The following is a 13,522-nucleotide window of genomic DNA, read 5'->3' as shown; positions in this document are numbered from 1 at the left end:
GAGCATCGCCGATGTCTTCACCCACCAGTCGGTGCGCTCCCTTGCGGCCACGCTGGAGAGCGGGCCCGAAGAGCCCGCCGAGCCGGAGCCGGTGGTCACGGGCCGCCGGAGCGCACAGATCATGGCGGACGCGATCGAAGAGGCCGACGCCCTGGACCAGGCGAACCCGTTCGCCACGATGCTCCACATCAGGCCGACCGGCAGCCGGCCGCCCGTGTTCTGCCTGCACAGCGGCGTCGGTTTCGCCCTGTCGTACATGCCGCTCGTCCGGTACATCGGCGAGCAGTACCCGATCTACGGGATTCAGGCCCCGTGTGTCGTCGGGGATGCCCCGCTGCCGGAGACCCTTGAGGCGGCCGCGGCCGAATACGTCCAGATGATCAAGGCGGTGCGGCCCGAGGGCCCGTACCACCTCTTCGGCTGGTCGCTCGGCGGCCTGCTCGCCTACGAGGTCGCCGTGCAGCTGCGCGCGGCCGGGGACGAGGTCGGCCTGCTGGCCAACCTGGACTCCTACCCCCGCACCGGGATCGTGGACGACCGCGACGAGCAGGGCGTCCTCGCCTGGCTGCTGGAGGGGATCGGGCACCACCGGTCGGAGTTCGGTGAGCGTGAGCTCACCACCGCGGACATCATCGACGCGCTGAGGCGCGACGGCAGCCCGCTGGCCAGGATGGGGGACCGCCGGATGGCCCGCATGATCGACCTGATGTCTCATCACCAGGGGCTCAACACGCGCTATTCGCCCCGCGATTACGACGGCACGATGCAGCTCTTCCTCGCCGAGCACTCGGACTGGGGCGAGGCCGGCACCGAGAAGGAAACGCTGTGGCGGCCCCACTTCAGCGGCCCGCTGGAGGTCCACCGGATCGCCTGCACTCACGACGACATCCTCAACCCCGGCCCGCTGGCCGAGATCGGCCCGATCGTCGCCGCCGAGCTGGACCGCCGGCAGCGTGAGCGGGACGGGCGTGAGACGTCATGACGACGGCGCTCCCGATCCGGGAGATCCCGGACCACCTGGGCGACGAGGGGGACTCGGCGGGGGCCGGTGCGGTCCTCACCGAGATCCTCGCGGTCGCCGGCCGACGGCTGCGTCACCTCGGCCGGGCCCCCGGCCGGGTGCTCGGCGTGGTGCTGAGCCCGCTGGTGTCGATGATCATGATCGGCTATCTCTTCCGGGGGGCCATCGCGCCCCCCGCGGGGGGGAGTTACGGCGAGTACGTCTTCGCCGGCGGTGCGGTACAGGTCGCCCTGGCCTGTATGGGGCCGACCGCGATCTCCGTGGCGATGGACCTCAGGGGAGGTCTGGTCGACCGGTTCCGCTCGATGCCGATCAGCCGGTCCGCGGTGCTGTTCGGGCACACCTTCGCGGACCTGCTGGTGGGGCTGCTCGCACTGGTCGTCGTCACCGGCGCCGGGCTGCTGCTCGGCTGGCGGCCGCACACCGACGCCTTCTCGGTGCTGGCCGGGTTCGGTCTGATCGTGCTCCTCGTCTACGCCATGCTCTGGCTCGGCGTGCTGTTCGCGATGACGCTGCGCGGCGTGGAGACCATCAGCGTGGTCACGCCGTTCGTCGTCGTCGTACTGCCCTTCCTGTCCAACGCCTTCCTCTCCCCGAGGACGATGCCGGCGCCGATCAGACCGCTCGCGGAGTGGAACCCGGTCAGCGCCGTGATCGCTGCCTGCCGTGACCTGTGGGGGAACCCGGCCGCGGCCGGTGGCAGCTTCCCCACCCAGCACCCCGGGGTGGTGATCGTGGTGACCCTCGGCGTGCTGTTCGCGGCCTGTTTCACCGTGAGCCTGCGCCGCTACCGCACCGCTGGTTCCTGACCCCCCCAACCCGGAAGGAGACACCCATGACCACTGCTCAGGAGCAGCACGCCGTACCGGAGCCGAGCACCGTCGATCTCACCGACCCGCAGACGTTCCTCGACGTCGATCCGCAGGCCATGTGGCGCCGCTACCGCGAGCAGAGCCCGGTGCACTGGCAGTCGGTGAGCGGCAGCCGCATGCCCGGATTCTGGGCCGTCACCAAGTACGCCGACGTGGTGGACATCTACCGCAACAACAAGGACTTCACCTCCGAGCGGGGCAACGTCCTGGTAACGCTGTTGCAGGGCGAGGACTCGGCGTCGCGCAAGATGCTGGCCGTCACCGACGGGCCGCGGCACCGCGAGATCCGCAATCTGATGCTCAAGTCGTTCTCGCCCCGGGTCCTGGAACCCGTCGTGGCGGGCATCCACCGCCGTACCCGCGAACTGGTCGAACAGGCCCTGCGGCTCGGCTCGTTGGACTTCGTCACCGATGTCGCCGACCACATCCCGATCAACACCATCGGCGACCTCATGGACATCCCGGCCGGCGACCGGGAGCGGCTGGTGGAGTGGAACACCCAGACGCTGTCGCGCCACAGCTCCGAGGACAGCGCGCTCGACGAGGTGATGGCCCGCAACGAGATCCTGCTCTACTTCTCCGAGCTCGCCGCCAAGCGGCGCAAAAACCCGGGTGAGGACGTCATATCGGCCCTGGCCACGGCCACCGTGGACGGCAAGCCGCTCTCCGAGGACGAGATCGTCTTCAACTGCTACAGCCTCATCCTCGGCGGCGACGAGTCCAGCCGCATGTCGTCCATCGGCGGTCTCATCGCCTTCAGCGAGCACCCCGAGCAATGGCGCCGGCTGAAGGACGGCGAGGTGGGCGCGGACAGCGCCACCGAGGAAGTGATGCGCTGGACCACCCCCGCCATGCACTTCGGGCGCCGCGCCCTGGTGGACGTCCCGGTCCGCGATCAGGTGATCAAGGCCGGTGACGTGGTGACGCTGTGGAACAGCTCGGCCAACTTCGACGAGGACGTCTTCACCGACCCGGGCACCTTCGACATCGCCCGGACCCCCAACAAGCACGTCGCCTTCGGCCACGGCCCGCACTTCTGCCTCGGCGCCTTCCTCGGCCGGGTCCATGTAAACGCCATGGTCGAGGCGCTGCGCACCCGGGTCGCCCGCATCGAACTCGACGGCCCCCCGCAGCGGCTGTACTCCAACTTCGTGTACGGCTACAGCGGTCTGCCCGTCACGCTCACCGCGGAAGGAGCGAGCTGACATGCGGGAGGAGAGGCGCACGGCGGGTGGGACCACGCTGGCGATCCTGCACCCCGGGGCCCGTACGTCCCTGTGGGACGGCGACCGCCTGCGCGCGGTACGGGGCCGGGTGGAGGAGCTGCTCACCGAGTGCGGAGCGGTCGTGGTGCGGGGCGCCGGCATCGCGGACGCGGACGAATTCCATCGCGCCGTCACCCGCTTCGGCGACCCCCTCATCGACAGCTACCGGGGCGGCAACACGCCGCGCATGACGGTCTCCGACGGGGTCTTCACCTCGACCGAGTACCCGGCACGCTTCGACATCTCCCTGCACAACGAGCTCTCGTACGCGCACCGTTGGCCGACCCGGCTGTTCTTCTGCTGTCTGACCGCCCCCGAGACCGGGGGCGCCACCCCGGTCTGCGACGGCCGTGCGCTCCTGGCCGACCTGCCCGACGCGGTACGCGGACGCTTCGAGTCCGGGGTCGTCTACCGGCAGCATCTGCACGGTGGTCGCGGGCTCGGCAAGTCCTGGCAGTCGACCTTCGAGACGCAGGACCGGGCCGTCGCGGAGGAGTTCCTGAAGGACGCGGAGGCGGACTTCGAGTGGACCGGGGAGGGCGGCCTGCGCGTGACGCAGCGCCGCCCCGCGGTCCGCCGCAACCCGCTCACCGGGCGCGACGTCTGGTTCAACCAGGCCGACCAGTGGCACCCCTCGAACCTCCCCGGGGATGAGAGCGCCACCCTGCTCGCGTTGATCGAGCGCGTCGAGGACCTGCCGCACTGGGTGACGTTCGGGGACGGGACGCCCCTCTCGGACGAGGACCTGGCCCAGGTGCGGGCGGCGGCCGCCGCGAACAAGGTGGTGGAGCCCTGGCAGCCCGGCGACATCATGATCGTCGACAATATGTCGGTGCTGCACGGCCGAGAGGCGTTCACCGGGGAGCGCCGGGTCGTCGTCTCCATGACGTGACACGGCCGAACAGACCCGCAAGGGAGGCCGGCCCGGAAAAGGGGCCGGCCTCCCGGTCTGTACCGGGGCCTCCCGGTACAGATGTCGGTGATGCTGCGTCGGCCCCGCTCAGTCCGCGCGTACCGCGAACAGCGAGTAGCGGCCCGAGGCCACCAGGCCGTCGTCCCTGGGGTCGCTCACCGTGAATCCGCGGGTCTGCAGCTCTCCGATGAGGAGGCCGAGCCGGCCCTCGGTCGCCGTGCCGGGCTCGTCGTGCACCTCCAGGGCGATCCGGCGGATCAGTGGCCAGTGCTCCTCGTCCACCCCGCGCAGCACATCGGCCTCGGCGCGCTGGACGTCCACCTTGAGCATGTCGACGCGCTCCACCCGGTGTTCGGCGATCACATCCGACAGGCGCCGGGTGACGCAGCGGACGGATACCTCCCGGAACTGGTACTCCAGCATCTCGTCCAGGATGTCCAGTTCGTCGCCGAACTCGCGCTGCGGCTCCGCGAGCACTTGCCGCTTGATGAATTCCCGGTCGGTCTCGGTGGCCGAGTGCGAGGCGGTCGCCGACATCGTCGAATATCCGGGGTAGAAGGTGAACTCCACTTCTCCCTCGGCATCGGAGAGTGCGCAGGGGAAGAGCTTCGCCGCCACGCCGTGGGCCCCTACGTTGCGACGCAACCTCTCGAAGACCGGAGGGACGGGTTCGAAGGCGTACACGGTCGCGGTGGGGCAGACCGAGTGTACGAACAGCGAGTACATTCCGATGTTCGCCCCGACGTCGAAGACCACCGCCCGGTCCGGCAGGGTGATGTGGTCGGGAAGATAGGAGCGGCGGACGAATATCTCCTCGTAGAGATACTTGGTCTCGTGCGCGTTGATGCCGTCCAGGCGGCTCGGATCGATGTCCATCGTGCACTCCTGCGATAGGGCGGGCATACGGCACCGGACACCCTCGCAAAGCACGCTGATGGTGCGCTGACGTCCCGCAGGACGCACGCCTCGGGATTACGCGCGCTTCCGCTTCGGCTTGGGTGGTGCGGCCGGTTCGGGGTCCGCGTCCCCGGGTGTTTGCGTGGCGAGGCCCGCCGCGGCGTCCTCCGCCGCTGCCGCGAGGATCGTGCCGACGTTCACGTGCAGGTCGAAGGGGGCCAGCTCGAAGTACTTGAGGGCCTTGCCGTCCTCGGAGAGCTCCAGGCTGCCGAGTACCAGGCCGGCCTTTTCCAGCCGCTCCAGGTGCATGTAGAGCAGGGGACGGGACATGCCGAGGCGGCGGGCCAGCTCGCTGACGTACATGCGGCCCTCGGAGAGTTCGATGATGACCCTCAGTCGCTGGGCGTGGCCGACGGCGGCAAGCACAGCCAGAAGCTCCTCGCTGGTCATGGCCCACCTCTAGCATTCCGGAAAACTGTAGGCCGAGACTTTCCCATGGAGTGAACGGCTGTCAAACGTTCGCCACGGCCTACAGGCGCCCCGGCGGGGGCGCGGGCACGGCGACGGCTGTGAGCAGGAAGTTCTCCGTCGCCAGCCAGTGGCCCTGGAAGGCGGTGGCTCCGGGGCGGCCGGGCAGTACCTGTGCGTGGAAGGTGCCCCCGTTCCGGTGCCGGTCCGGGACCGCCGGCCGCAGGATGACGTGGATGTCGTGCAGGCTGCTCGGCCGAACGGGGCCGGCGCGGGCGTTCCCGGGAAACCATGCCTTGAAGGTGGCCTCCTTGGCGCAGAACAGCAACCGGTCCCAGCGGATGGCCGCGTCGAGGCGAACCAACGCGGCCTGGTGCGCCCGCTCCTCGGGGAGCGCCACCGACGCCAGGACGCCCTCGCGCAACGGGCGGTGCGGTTCGGCGTCGATACCCAGAGCGCGCACCTCGGCGCGCCGGGCGGCGACGGCGGCGCGGTAGCCGCGGCAGTGGGTCATGCTTCCGACGGTCCCGGCCGGCCAGCGCGGGGCGCCCTCGGCGTCGGGCAGGAGCGGGGCGGGCGCCACGCCGAGCTCTCGCAGGGCGAGGCGGGCGCAGTGCCGCACGGTGGTGAACTCCCGGCGGCGCCCGGCGCCCACCCCTGCCATCAGGGCCCGCTCCTCCGGGAAGAGGCCCTCGTCCGGTGTGTCCCCGAAGTGCTCTGCGACGACGACGGGGCGCGGCAGGACGTGTTCAATCAACTCGGCAGAACTGACCGGGAGTTGGCGGTCGTGTCCGCCGGCCCGGCCGGGGCCTCGTGCCGGGTGCGGGCCAGCGCCGCCACGATGTCCTCGGCCACTTCGACGACGCTCGGCCGGTCGAGCAGCACCGCGCGGTCGACCTCGACTCCGCACCGCTCCCCGAGCTCGCCCGACAGCCAGCTGCTGGTCATCGAGTCGATCCCATACGCACTGAGAGGCACCTCCCGGTCGATGAGATCCTGCTCCAATTCCAGTAGTTCGGAAAGGAGTTGGACGAGATGGTCGGCCACCTGCTGTTCGGTGACGGCCGGTGCGGCGGGCGTCCGGTCCTTCATGGGGCTGCTCTCCTTCGCTTGTGCGGGACGCGGGGCGACCGGGCCGGAGCCCGGCTTCACCGGCTCGACCACTGGGCGAGCGGCGGCAGTCGCCCGGCCCGTACGTCCTTGGCGCAGTCGCGGCGCCGGGTCTTGCCGCTGGTGGTGCGGGGCACCTGGTTGCGGGCGACCGCGAAGACGCTCACCGGCGCGGGCAGCGCCCTCGCGACGGCGATGCCCGCGGCCCGTACGGCGCGGGCGAGGATCTCGGGGTCCCGCTCGCTCGGTTCGCCGCCCTCGACGCACTCCAGGTCGCCGGTGCGGACATAGGTCGAGCCCAGGTCCGCGCCCGCGGCATCCGGGTCCTCGCCGTCGAGCCGCGCTGCGAACACCTGCGGCGACTCCGCCTCCCGGCCCCAGTACCCCAGGCAGTTCCCCGGCGAGTCCACCCAGATCTCACCGACCGAGCCCTCGGGCAGCGGCCGACGGGTCTCCGGGTCGACGACGCGCATCCGCACATCGGCCATTGGGGCACCGCAGCCGACCGGTTCGACGGCGGTTTCGGGCGACACGGCGGGCACCGCCGCGCCCCGCGCCAGCGCGTCCCGGTCGTATCGGCGCACCGGCGCCTCGTACAGCGGGCGGCTCAGGGTGACGCTCAGGGTGCACTCGGCGAGCCCGTACCCCGGCGAGAACACCTCCATACGGAAGAAGGAGGGGCGGAAGGCGTCCGCGAAGCGGCGCAGGGTCTCCGCCCGCACCGGCTCCGCGCCGTTCGCGGCCACCCGCCAGGTGGACAGGTCGACCCGGCGCCGCTCCTGAGGCGGAATCCGCCGCACGCACAGCTCGTACGCGAAGTCCGGCGCGGCCGCGAAGACGTCCCCCTCGGCCTCGATCGCACGCAGCCACACCATCGGATCCCTTACGAAGGTGGCGGGCTCCATCGTGACGGCCGCCGCGCCGGAGACCAGCGGAAGTACGACCCCGGTGCAGAGCCCCATGTCGTGGAAGAACGGCAGCCAACTGACCACGGTGGTGCCGGAGTCGACCTCGCAGCGGTCGCGAAGGGTGACCTGGTTGGCGACCAGGTTGCCGTGGCCGACGATCACACCGCGGGGGCCGCTGGTCGATCCCGAGGTGTACTGGAGGAGCGCGATCGCCTTCGGGTCGAGCGCGCAGGGAGCGGGTGGCACATCTTCCGCTGTCGGCGACTGTGACACCGCGATCCTGGCTGGTCCGGGGTGGCCTTGGAGCGACTCCTGCGCCGCCGGGACCAGGACTGCCACCGGGGCGCAGTCCTTCTCGATCACCGCGAGGCGGTCCGCGCGGTCGGTCGTGCGTGTGCCTGTGCGCAATGGCGGTGCCGGCACAGCGATCCGCCCGGCGTACAGGCAGGCCAGGAAACCGACGGGGAGGTCGAGGCCGGGCAGCGCCGGGACCACGACCCGGTCGCCCGGGCCGCCCACCCTCCGCAGTGCGGCGGCCGTGGCGCGGACCCGGCCCAGGAGCTCGGCCGCGGTCAGCTGTCCCAGCCGTTCGCCCCCATCGCCTGGCGCAGTGAACACGGGCCGGGTCGCGTCGGGACCCGAGGCGCGGAGCAGCAGGGCCTCCACGATGGTTGCCGGGTACGGCAGTTGGGGCGGAGGAAGGGTGGGACGGGACGGACTGGTCATCAGGACCACGGTCTCGCTCCTCTCAGTTCACGCGGCTCGGGAGCACGTCCCTGCCGAGCCGCTCCTGGAACGCGGGCAGGTCCGGCAGGGTCACCGTCGGGCAGGCAAGGACAGCGAGGTTCTGGCACATGGCCGTGATGGACACGACGGTGCGGCCCGCCCGGTACGCGGACAGCATCTCGGCGGCCGTCCCCATGCTCGGCTCGTGGCCGGGCAGCCAGGCCACGCAGATGTCGCTGCTCGCGGCGACGTGGGTGAGGTGGTGGAGAACATGTCCGTGAGGGCGAGCAGTTCGGGGGCCGGCTCGCTGCGGTGGACGGCCGGGAGTCCGCCGAGCGCGGCGTGGGCGGCGCGCACGTCCGCCTTGAACTCCGCCTCCCACCGGGCCATCAGCGCCCCGGGGTCGTGGACGACGGCGTCCGGTCGCCGCTCTACGGCCGCCGCCGATCCCTCGGCGTTGATCACGCTCATCCCCGGCCTCCGCATCGGCTCACTGATCGTGGCGGCGGATCGTCCGCTGTCGCGGCGACCCTGCGCCGATGCTTCCGGCTGCCGCTGACAGGGAGCTGACGGTCGGTCGGCCCCGTCGGTGATGCCCCGGGAGGGGAAATGCAAGGCGCCGGACCGGCGGGGGATGTCCGGTCCGGCGCCCGTCTGCGGGACTCGGCGGCTACCGCCGGAGGTGGGCCACGGGGCCGGTGACCGGAAGGTCGTGGTGCTCAGCCGCGGCTCCCTGGGCCTGGGCGCGGCGCATCTTGTGGGACGGCCACCAGGTGGCGTTGCCGAGCAGGATCAGGGCCGCGGGCAGGATCATGACGCGGATGATGAAGGCGTCCAGGAGGACCGCCACCGCGAGGCTGAAGCCGATCTGCTTCATCTCGGCCAGGTGCAGGAACATGAAGCTCGCGAACACCGTCACCATGACGACCGCCGCGCTGGTGACCACCTTGGCCGAGTGCCCGATCCCGTCGATCACCGCCTGCCGGGTCGGCACTCCCTTCAGCGCCGCTTCCTTGATCCGGCTGACCACGAAGACCTGGTAGTCCATCGAGAGACCGAACAGGATCACGAAGAGGAACAGCGGTACACGGGAGCCGATCGCATGGGTGGCACCGGGCTCGAAGCCGAATACCGTCGAGGCCAGGCCCCATTGGAAGAAGACGACGACCAGGCCGAACGAGGCGCCGACGGAGAGCAGGTTGAGCAGGACGCCGAGCGCGGCGATGGTCGCCGAGCCGAAGACGAACAGGGTCAGTACGAAGGTCAGCAGGAGCAGGAACCCGACGACGACGGGCAGCTTGTCGTTCTGGTGGGCGAGATAGTCGGTGTCCTGGGCGACGGGGCCGCTGACCGCGAACTCGGCGCCCTTCACCTTCCCGAGCGTTTTCGGCAGGAAGTTCTTGCGCAGTTCCGTCAGTGAGTCATGGGCTTGCGGAGAGCTCAGGTTGAAGGGAACGGACAGGGTCATCACGCTGATCCGGCCGTCCGGCGTCGTCTCCAGCTTGGGCGGCTTCTTGGAGAACACCGGGTCGGTCTGCGCCTTGGCAGCCAGGTCCTTCAGGGCCGACTGGACCTCGGTCCTCTCGCCGGGGTTGTTGTCGCGCACCATCACCCAGTGCTCGGCAAGCAGGTCGGGGAAGGCCTCGTTCAGGCGGTCGTACGTCTTCAGCTCCGGGATGGCCCGGGAGTGGGTGGCCAGGTTGAGGACCCGCAGGTGCATACCGAACGCGGGGACCGCGAGGCCGAACATCACGAGTACCGAGATCAGCAGGGTGGCCACCGGGCGGTTCCTGGCGGGCCTCAGGAGAGCCGTCCAGATGCGGCCCGTCTTCTCGGACTTGTGCCGTCTGACCCACTTGACCCGCTTGCCGCCCGCCGCTGCCTTGGCGGCCTTGCGGTCCAGGCGCCGGCCGATCAGGACCAGCAGAGCGGGCAGTGCGGTCATCGAGCTGAGCACGGCGACCAGGACGACCACCATGGTGGCGACGGCGAGCGAGGTGAACACGATGTCGGTGGCGAGGAAGAGGGTGGCGGTGGAGAGGGCGACCGCCAGACCGGAGACGACGATCGCCCGGCCCGAGGTCGCGGCGGCGATCCCCACCAGCGCCTCGGGGCTGAGCCGGCCCTTCGCCTGGGCCCGTTCCTCCCGCTCCCGCTTCAGATAGAAGAGCGTGTAGTCGACGCCGACCGCCATACCGATCAGCAGGATGACGCTCTTGCCGACACCCGCGTCCGGCACCAGGTGTGAGATCAGCTGCGACAGGCCCATGGCGGCGCCGATCGAGGAGACCGCGAGCAGCAACGGCACGCCGACCATGATCAGTGATCCGAACACGACGAGCAGCGTGATCAGGGTGATCGGGAAGGTGATCGTCTCCGAGGTGGAGAGGTCGTCGTCGCGCGACTTGTCCAGGCCCATTTCGACCGAGGCATCGCCGGACTCCTCGACCTTCAGGTCCGGGTTCTTCTTCTGGACCTCGGCGGTCTGGTCGAGCAGCGGCTGGATGTGCTTCTGGGCTTCGAGCCGCAGGCCCTTCAGGGTCACTTCGACCATGAGCATCCTGCCGTTGGCCGACCGCACCGGGGCCGCGACCTTCTCGACCTCGGGCAGCTGCTTCATCCGGGCCGCGACGTCCGCGGCGGCGCTCTGGGCACGCGCGCCGGATGCCGCACCGGACTTGTCGGTGATCATGATCCGCTCGGCGGACTTGTGCTGGAGGTTGCCCTCGGTGGCGATCGACTCGGCGCGGCCGGCCTCGCCCACCCAGTAGTCCTTGTCAGCGGCGTCGACGGCGCCGACCGCGCCGCCGATGACCAGGCAGAGGGCGACGAAGGCGAACCAGCCGAGGATGGCCCGTCCCGGGTGCAGGGCACTCCAGCTCGCCACCTTGACGGTGAGTGGCTGTTTCTTCACTGAACCCAGCTCCTCATGGCTGTTACTGCTGCCCAACGGGTGTAAGTGGAGAATTACATGTGATGCTGCGGGCCGTCAACCCTGGGCGGCGGGGTGTCCGAGCGGGCGCCCCGGGCGAACGCGAAGCGGCCCCCGTCACCTGCGGTGCAGGCGGCGAGGGCCGTCAAAGGGCGTTCAGGCAAGGCTTATTGATGGATCGTCATCCATGCGCTTGGACGGGGCTGAAGTCCAGCGCGTGAGCTCCGTAGAGCTCGCTCACCCAGTTGCTCTGATAGATCGAGTCGAGATAGCGCTCGCCCAGATCCGGTGAGACGGCCACGGCCGTGCAGGGCCGGCTGTCCCGGTTCTCGGCCAGCCATCCGATAGCGCCCGAGACGACGGTCCCGGTGGAGCCGCCGAACAGGAAGCCGGCCGCGGCCAGTTGGTGGGCGGTCCGGATCGTGTCGATCTCCGGCACGTGCACCACGTCGTCCACGAACGACGTGTCGAGCAGTTGTGGCCGTACGCCGGAGCCGAGGCCCGGGATCATCCGGGGCGCCGGTGGCCCGCCGAAGGTGACCGAGCCGACCGAGTCGACGGCGACGACGGTGACCGGACGGCCCGAGTCCTTGAAGTACCGGGCACATCCCATCAGGGTTCCGGTGGTGCCGGCGCCCACGAACAGGACGTCGAGATCCGGGAAGCGCTCGGCGATGGCAGAGGCCGTACTGCGGTAGTGCGCCTGCCAGTTGCACGGGTTGGCGTACTGGTTGAGCCACAGATGCCGGCTGTCGGACGCACACAGCTTGCGTACGTGGTCGAGCCTGGCGCCGAGGAAGCCGCCCTCGGGGTCCGGCTCGGTGATGGTGTGCACCTGGGCGCCCATCGCTTCCATCAACCGTCTGGTGTTCAGGTTGCAACGGGTGTCCGTGACGCACAGGAACCGGTAGCCCCTGCTTGCCGCGATCATGCTCAGGGCGACGCCGAGATTGCCCGACGAGGACTCGACGATGACCGAGTCCCGGGTCAGGCGCCCCTTGCGCTCGGCGTCGGCGATCATCGCCCGCGCCGCCTTCAGCTTGATCGACCCGGCGAAGTTGAAGCCTTCGCACTTCAGGTACAGCGGAACGTCCAGGACGGAGCGCAGGTCCACATAGAGGTCCTCCGTGTGGAAGTCCTCCGGGACGGAGATCACCGGCACTTGGGCCCCCTCGCCTCAGACACGGCTGCTGGTCGCGGCCGCGCGCCCATACCGGTCCACCTCGTGGAAGAAGCCGTCGATGACGCCGAGTTCGCCGCGGCCCAGCACCTCGTCGTACACGGACTTGCCGACCGCGAGGTCCAGGACGCCGAGGCCGAACGGCGAGAACACCACCGGGCGGTCGGTGGGGATCTCCACCTTCCCGGCCATCACCTCGGCGAGCGTGCCGTCGATGAACTCCCGTGATCCGGTGAGCTGTTCGGTCAGATGGGGCGAGGTGTCGGCCTTCAGGCAGTGCTCGATGTCGTCGACCACGTTCGCCGAGGCCAGCAGGATCTCGGGGGCCAGGTCGCGCAGCGAGATGTTCAGGACCACCGGGTTGTGCGCGAACCAGGCCGGCTCGTGGACGTGCGGGGCCGCCGCGACGGTCGCGAAGACCACCAGGTCCGAGGAGCGGATCAGCTCCTCGGCGCTGTCGTGCACGGTGATCCGGCCGCTCTCGCCCGCACCTTCCAGGTACGCGCTGAACCCGCCCGCGTACTCGGCGTTCAGGTCGTGCACACCCACCTCGTCGAAGGTCCAGCCGGCCCCCGCGAGGTAGGTGTGGATGTGCCGGGCGATGAACCCCGTACCGATGAAGCCGACCCGGCGCGGGCGGGTGCGTCCGCGCGAGAGCCAGTCGGCGCCGAGGGCCGCGGACGCCGCCGTGCGTGCGGCGCTGATGATCGAGCTCTCCAGGCACGCCAGCGGATATCCCGTGTCGTGGTCGTTGAGGATCAGTACCGCGGAGGCGCGGGGAATCCCCGCGGCCACGTTCTCCGGGAAACTGGAGATCCACTTCAGCCCGTCGACCCGGGTCTCTCCGCCGAGGGAGGCGGGCAGCGCGATGATCCGGGCGGTGGGGCGGTCCGGAAAGCGCAGGAAATACGACGGTGGGTTGACCGTGTCTCCCTCGCCGTGCACCCGGTATGCGGCCTCCACCAGATCAATGGTGTGCTGCTCATGGCCGGTGAGAATGCGGTGGACCTGCGAGCCAGGGATCACGGCGAACGGCGGAACAAGTTCTTCCTGTGTCATCCAAATCTCCATTGCAGCGGGCGGGCGGAGCGATTCCCACCCGGTAACCCCGCGTTTCATGCTCCTGGGCAGCGCTGACAGTGGGCTGACGCCCCATTCGCCGCCATGGCTCAACTGTTCGTCCGGTCAGCCCCACCTGGGCTTTTCGGCCATCACTTAATGATCTGTGCG

13 protein-coding genes are annotated in these 13,522 nt (G+C 70.0%); 4 read left to right on the top strand and 9 right to left on the bottom strand.

The window, feature by feature from the left end; genetic code table 11:
* The 4 genes from IE206_RS16315 to IE206_RS16300 form a co-directional block, all read left to right on the top strand.
* Positions 1 to 982 (top strand): thioesterase domain-containing protein (locus IE206_RS16315; RefSeq protein WP_189962869.1); only part of this gene is annotated, 982 nt, incomplete at its 5' end.
* Positions 979 to 1,830, top strand: a complete 852-nt coding sequence (locus IE206_RS16310; protein ID WP_189962868.1) for an ABC transporter permease — start codon at positions 979 to 981, stop codon at positions 1,828 to 1,830. The genes IE206_RS16315 and IE206_RS16310, both read left to right, overlap by 4 nt.
* Positions 1,831 to 1,856: 26 nt before the next feature.
* Positions 1,857 to 3,098, top strand: a complete 1,242-nt coding sequence (locus tag IE206_RS16305) for a cytochrome P450 (RefSeq protein WP_189962867.1) — start codon at positions 1,857 to 1,859, stop codon at positions 3,096 to 3,098.
* A gap of 1 nt (position 3,099) precedes the next feature.
* Positions 3,100 to 4,050, top strand: a complete 951-nt coding sequence (locus IE206_RS16300) for a TauD/TfdA family dioxygenase (protein WP_189962866.1) — start codon at positions 3,100 to 3,102, stop codon at positions 4,048 to 4,050.
* A 108-nt stretch (positions 4,051 to 4,158) separates the two neighbouring features.
* On the opposite strand, the gene IE206_RS16295 is transcribed toward IE206_RS16300, so the two are convergent.
* From IE206_RS16295 to sbnB, 9 genes are all read right to left on the bottom strand, one after another.
* Positions 4,159 to 4,947 (bottom strand): FkbM family methyltransferase, encoded by a 789-nt coding sequence (locus IE206_RS16295; RefSeq protein ID WP_189962865.1) that lies wholly within the window; start codon positions 4,945 to 4,947, stop codon positions 4,159 to 4,161.
* Between the two features lie 96 nt (positions 4,948 to 5,043).
* Positions 5,044 to 5,418, bottom strand: a complete 375-nt coding sequence (locus IE206_RS16290) for an ArsR/SmtB family transcription factor (protein ID WP_189962864.1) — start codon at positions 5,416 to 5,418, stop codon at positions 5,044 to 5,046.
* Between the two features lie 79 nt (positions 5,419 to 5,497).
* Positions 5,498 to 6,193 (bottom strand): 4'-phosphopantetheinyl transferase family protein, encoded by a 696-nt coding sequence (locus tag IE206_RS16285; RefSeq protein ID WP_308433929.1) that lies wholly within the window; start codon positions 6,191 to 6,193, stop codon positions 5,498 to 5,500.
* Complete coding sequence (locus IE206_RS16280) at positions 6,190 to 6,528, bottom strand: acyl carrier protein (RefSeq protein WP_189962863.1); 339 nt, start codon at positions 6,526 to 6,528, stop codon at positions 6,190 to 6,192. The genes IE206_RS16285 and IE206_RS16280 overlap by 4 nt, the downstream gene beginning before the upstream one ends.
* Positions 6,529 to 6,584: 56 nt before the next feature.
* Entirely contained in the window at positions 6,585 to 8,180 is a 1,596-nt protein-coding gene (locus IE206_RS16275) for an AMP-binding protein (protein ID WP_189962862.1), read from the bottom strand.
* Between the two features lie 22 nt (positions 8,181 to 8,202).
* Complete coding sequence (locus IE206_RS16270) at positions 8,203 to 8,406, bottom strand: hypothetical protein (protein WP_189962861.1); 204 nt, start codon at positions 8,404 to 8,406, stop codon at positions 8,203 to 8,205.
* 444 nt (positions 8,407 to 8,850) lie between these two features.
* Positions 8,851 to 11,094: an MMPL family transporter gene (locus IE206_RS16265; protein WP_226598867.1), complete on the bottom strand. Its 2,244-nt coding sequence runs from the start codon at positions 11,092 to 11,094 to the stop codon at positions 8,851 to 8,853.
* 199 nt (positions 11,095 to 11,293) lie between these two features.
* On the bottom strand, positions 11,294 to 12,274 hold the full coding sequence (gene sbnA / locus IE206_RS16260; RefSeq protein WP_189962860.1) for a 2,3-diaminopropionate biosynthesis protein SbnA: 981 nt from the start codon (positions 12,272 to 12,274) through the stop codon (positions 11,294 to 11,296).
* Between the two features lie 15 nt (positions 12,275 to 12,289).
* Positions 12,290 to 13,351, bottom strand: coding sequence for a 2,3-diaminopropionate biosynthesis protein SbnB (sbnB, locus tag IE206_RS16255; RefSeq protein WP_189962859.1), 1,062 nt, complete (start codon positions 13,349 to 13,351; stop codon positions 12,290 to 12,292).
* Between the last annotated feature and the right edge of the window lie 171 nt (positions 13,352 to 13,522).

Source organism: Streptomyces violascens (assembly GCF_014649955.1).
GTDB lineage: Bacteria > Actinomycetota > Actinomycetes > Streptomycetales > Streptomycetaceae > Streptomyces > Streptomyces violascens.
Note: the sequence above shows the minus strand (reverse complement) of the source record. Positions and strands in the feature narration are given on the sequence as shown.

Excerpts from the sequence above, each read along its gene's own strand:
- IE206_RS16305 (WP_189962867.1), top strand. The coding sequence starts at position 1,857 with ATGACCACTGCTCAGGAGCAGCACGCCGTACCGGAGCCGAGCACCGTC.
- IE206_RS16300 (WP_189962866.1), top strand. The coding sequence starts at position 3,100 with ATGCGGGAGGAGAGGCGCACGGCGGGTGGGACCACGCTGGCGATCCTG.
- IE206_RS16275 (WP_189962862.1), bottom strand. The coding sequence starts at position 8,180 with ATGACCAGTCCGTCCCGTCCCACCCTTCCTCCGCCCCAACTGCCGTAC.
- IE206_RS16295 (WP_189962865.1), bottom strand. The coding sequence starts at position 4,947 with ATGGACATCGATCCGAGCCGCCTGGACGGCATCAACGCGCACGAGACC.
- IE206_RS16280 (WP_189962863.1), bottom strand. The coding sequence starts at position 6,528 with ATGAAGGACCGGACGCCCGCCGCACCGGCCGTCACCGAACAGCAGGTG.
- IE206_RS16290 (WP_189962864.1), bottom strand. The coding sequence starts at position 5,418 with ATGACCAGCGAGGAGCTTCTGGCTGTGCTTGCCGCCGTCGGCCACGCC.
- sbnB (WP_189962859.1), bottom strand. The coding sequence starts at position 13,351 with ATGACACAGGAAGAACTTGTTCCGCCGTTCGCCGTGATCCCTGGCTCG.
- IE206_RS16310 (WP_189962868.1), top strand. The coding sequence starts at position 979 with ATGACGACGGCGCTCCCGATCCGGGAGATCCCGGACCACCTGGGCGAC.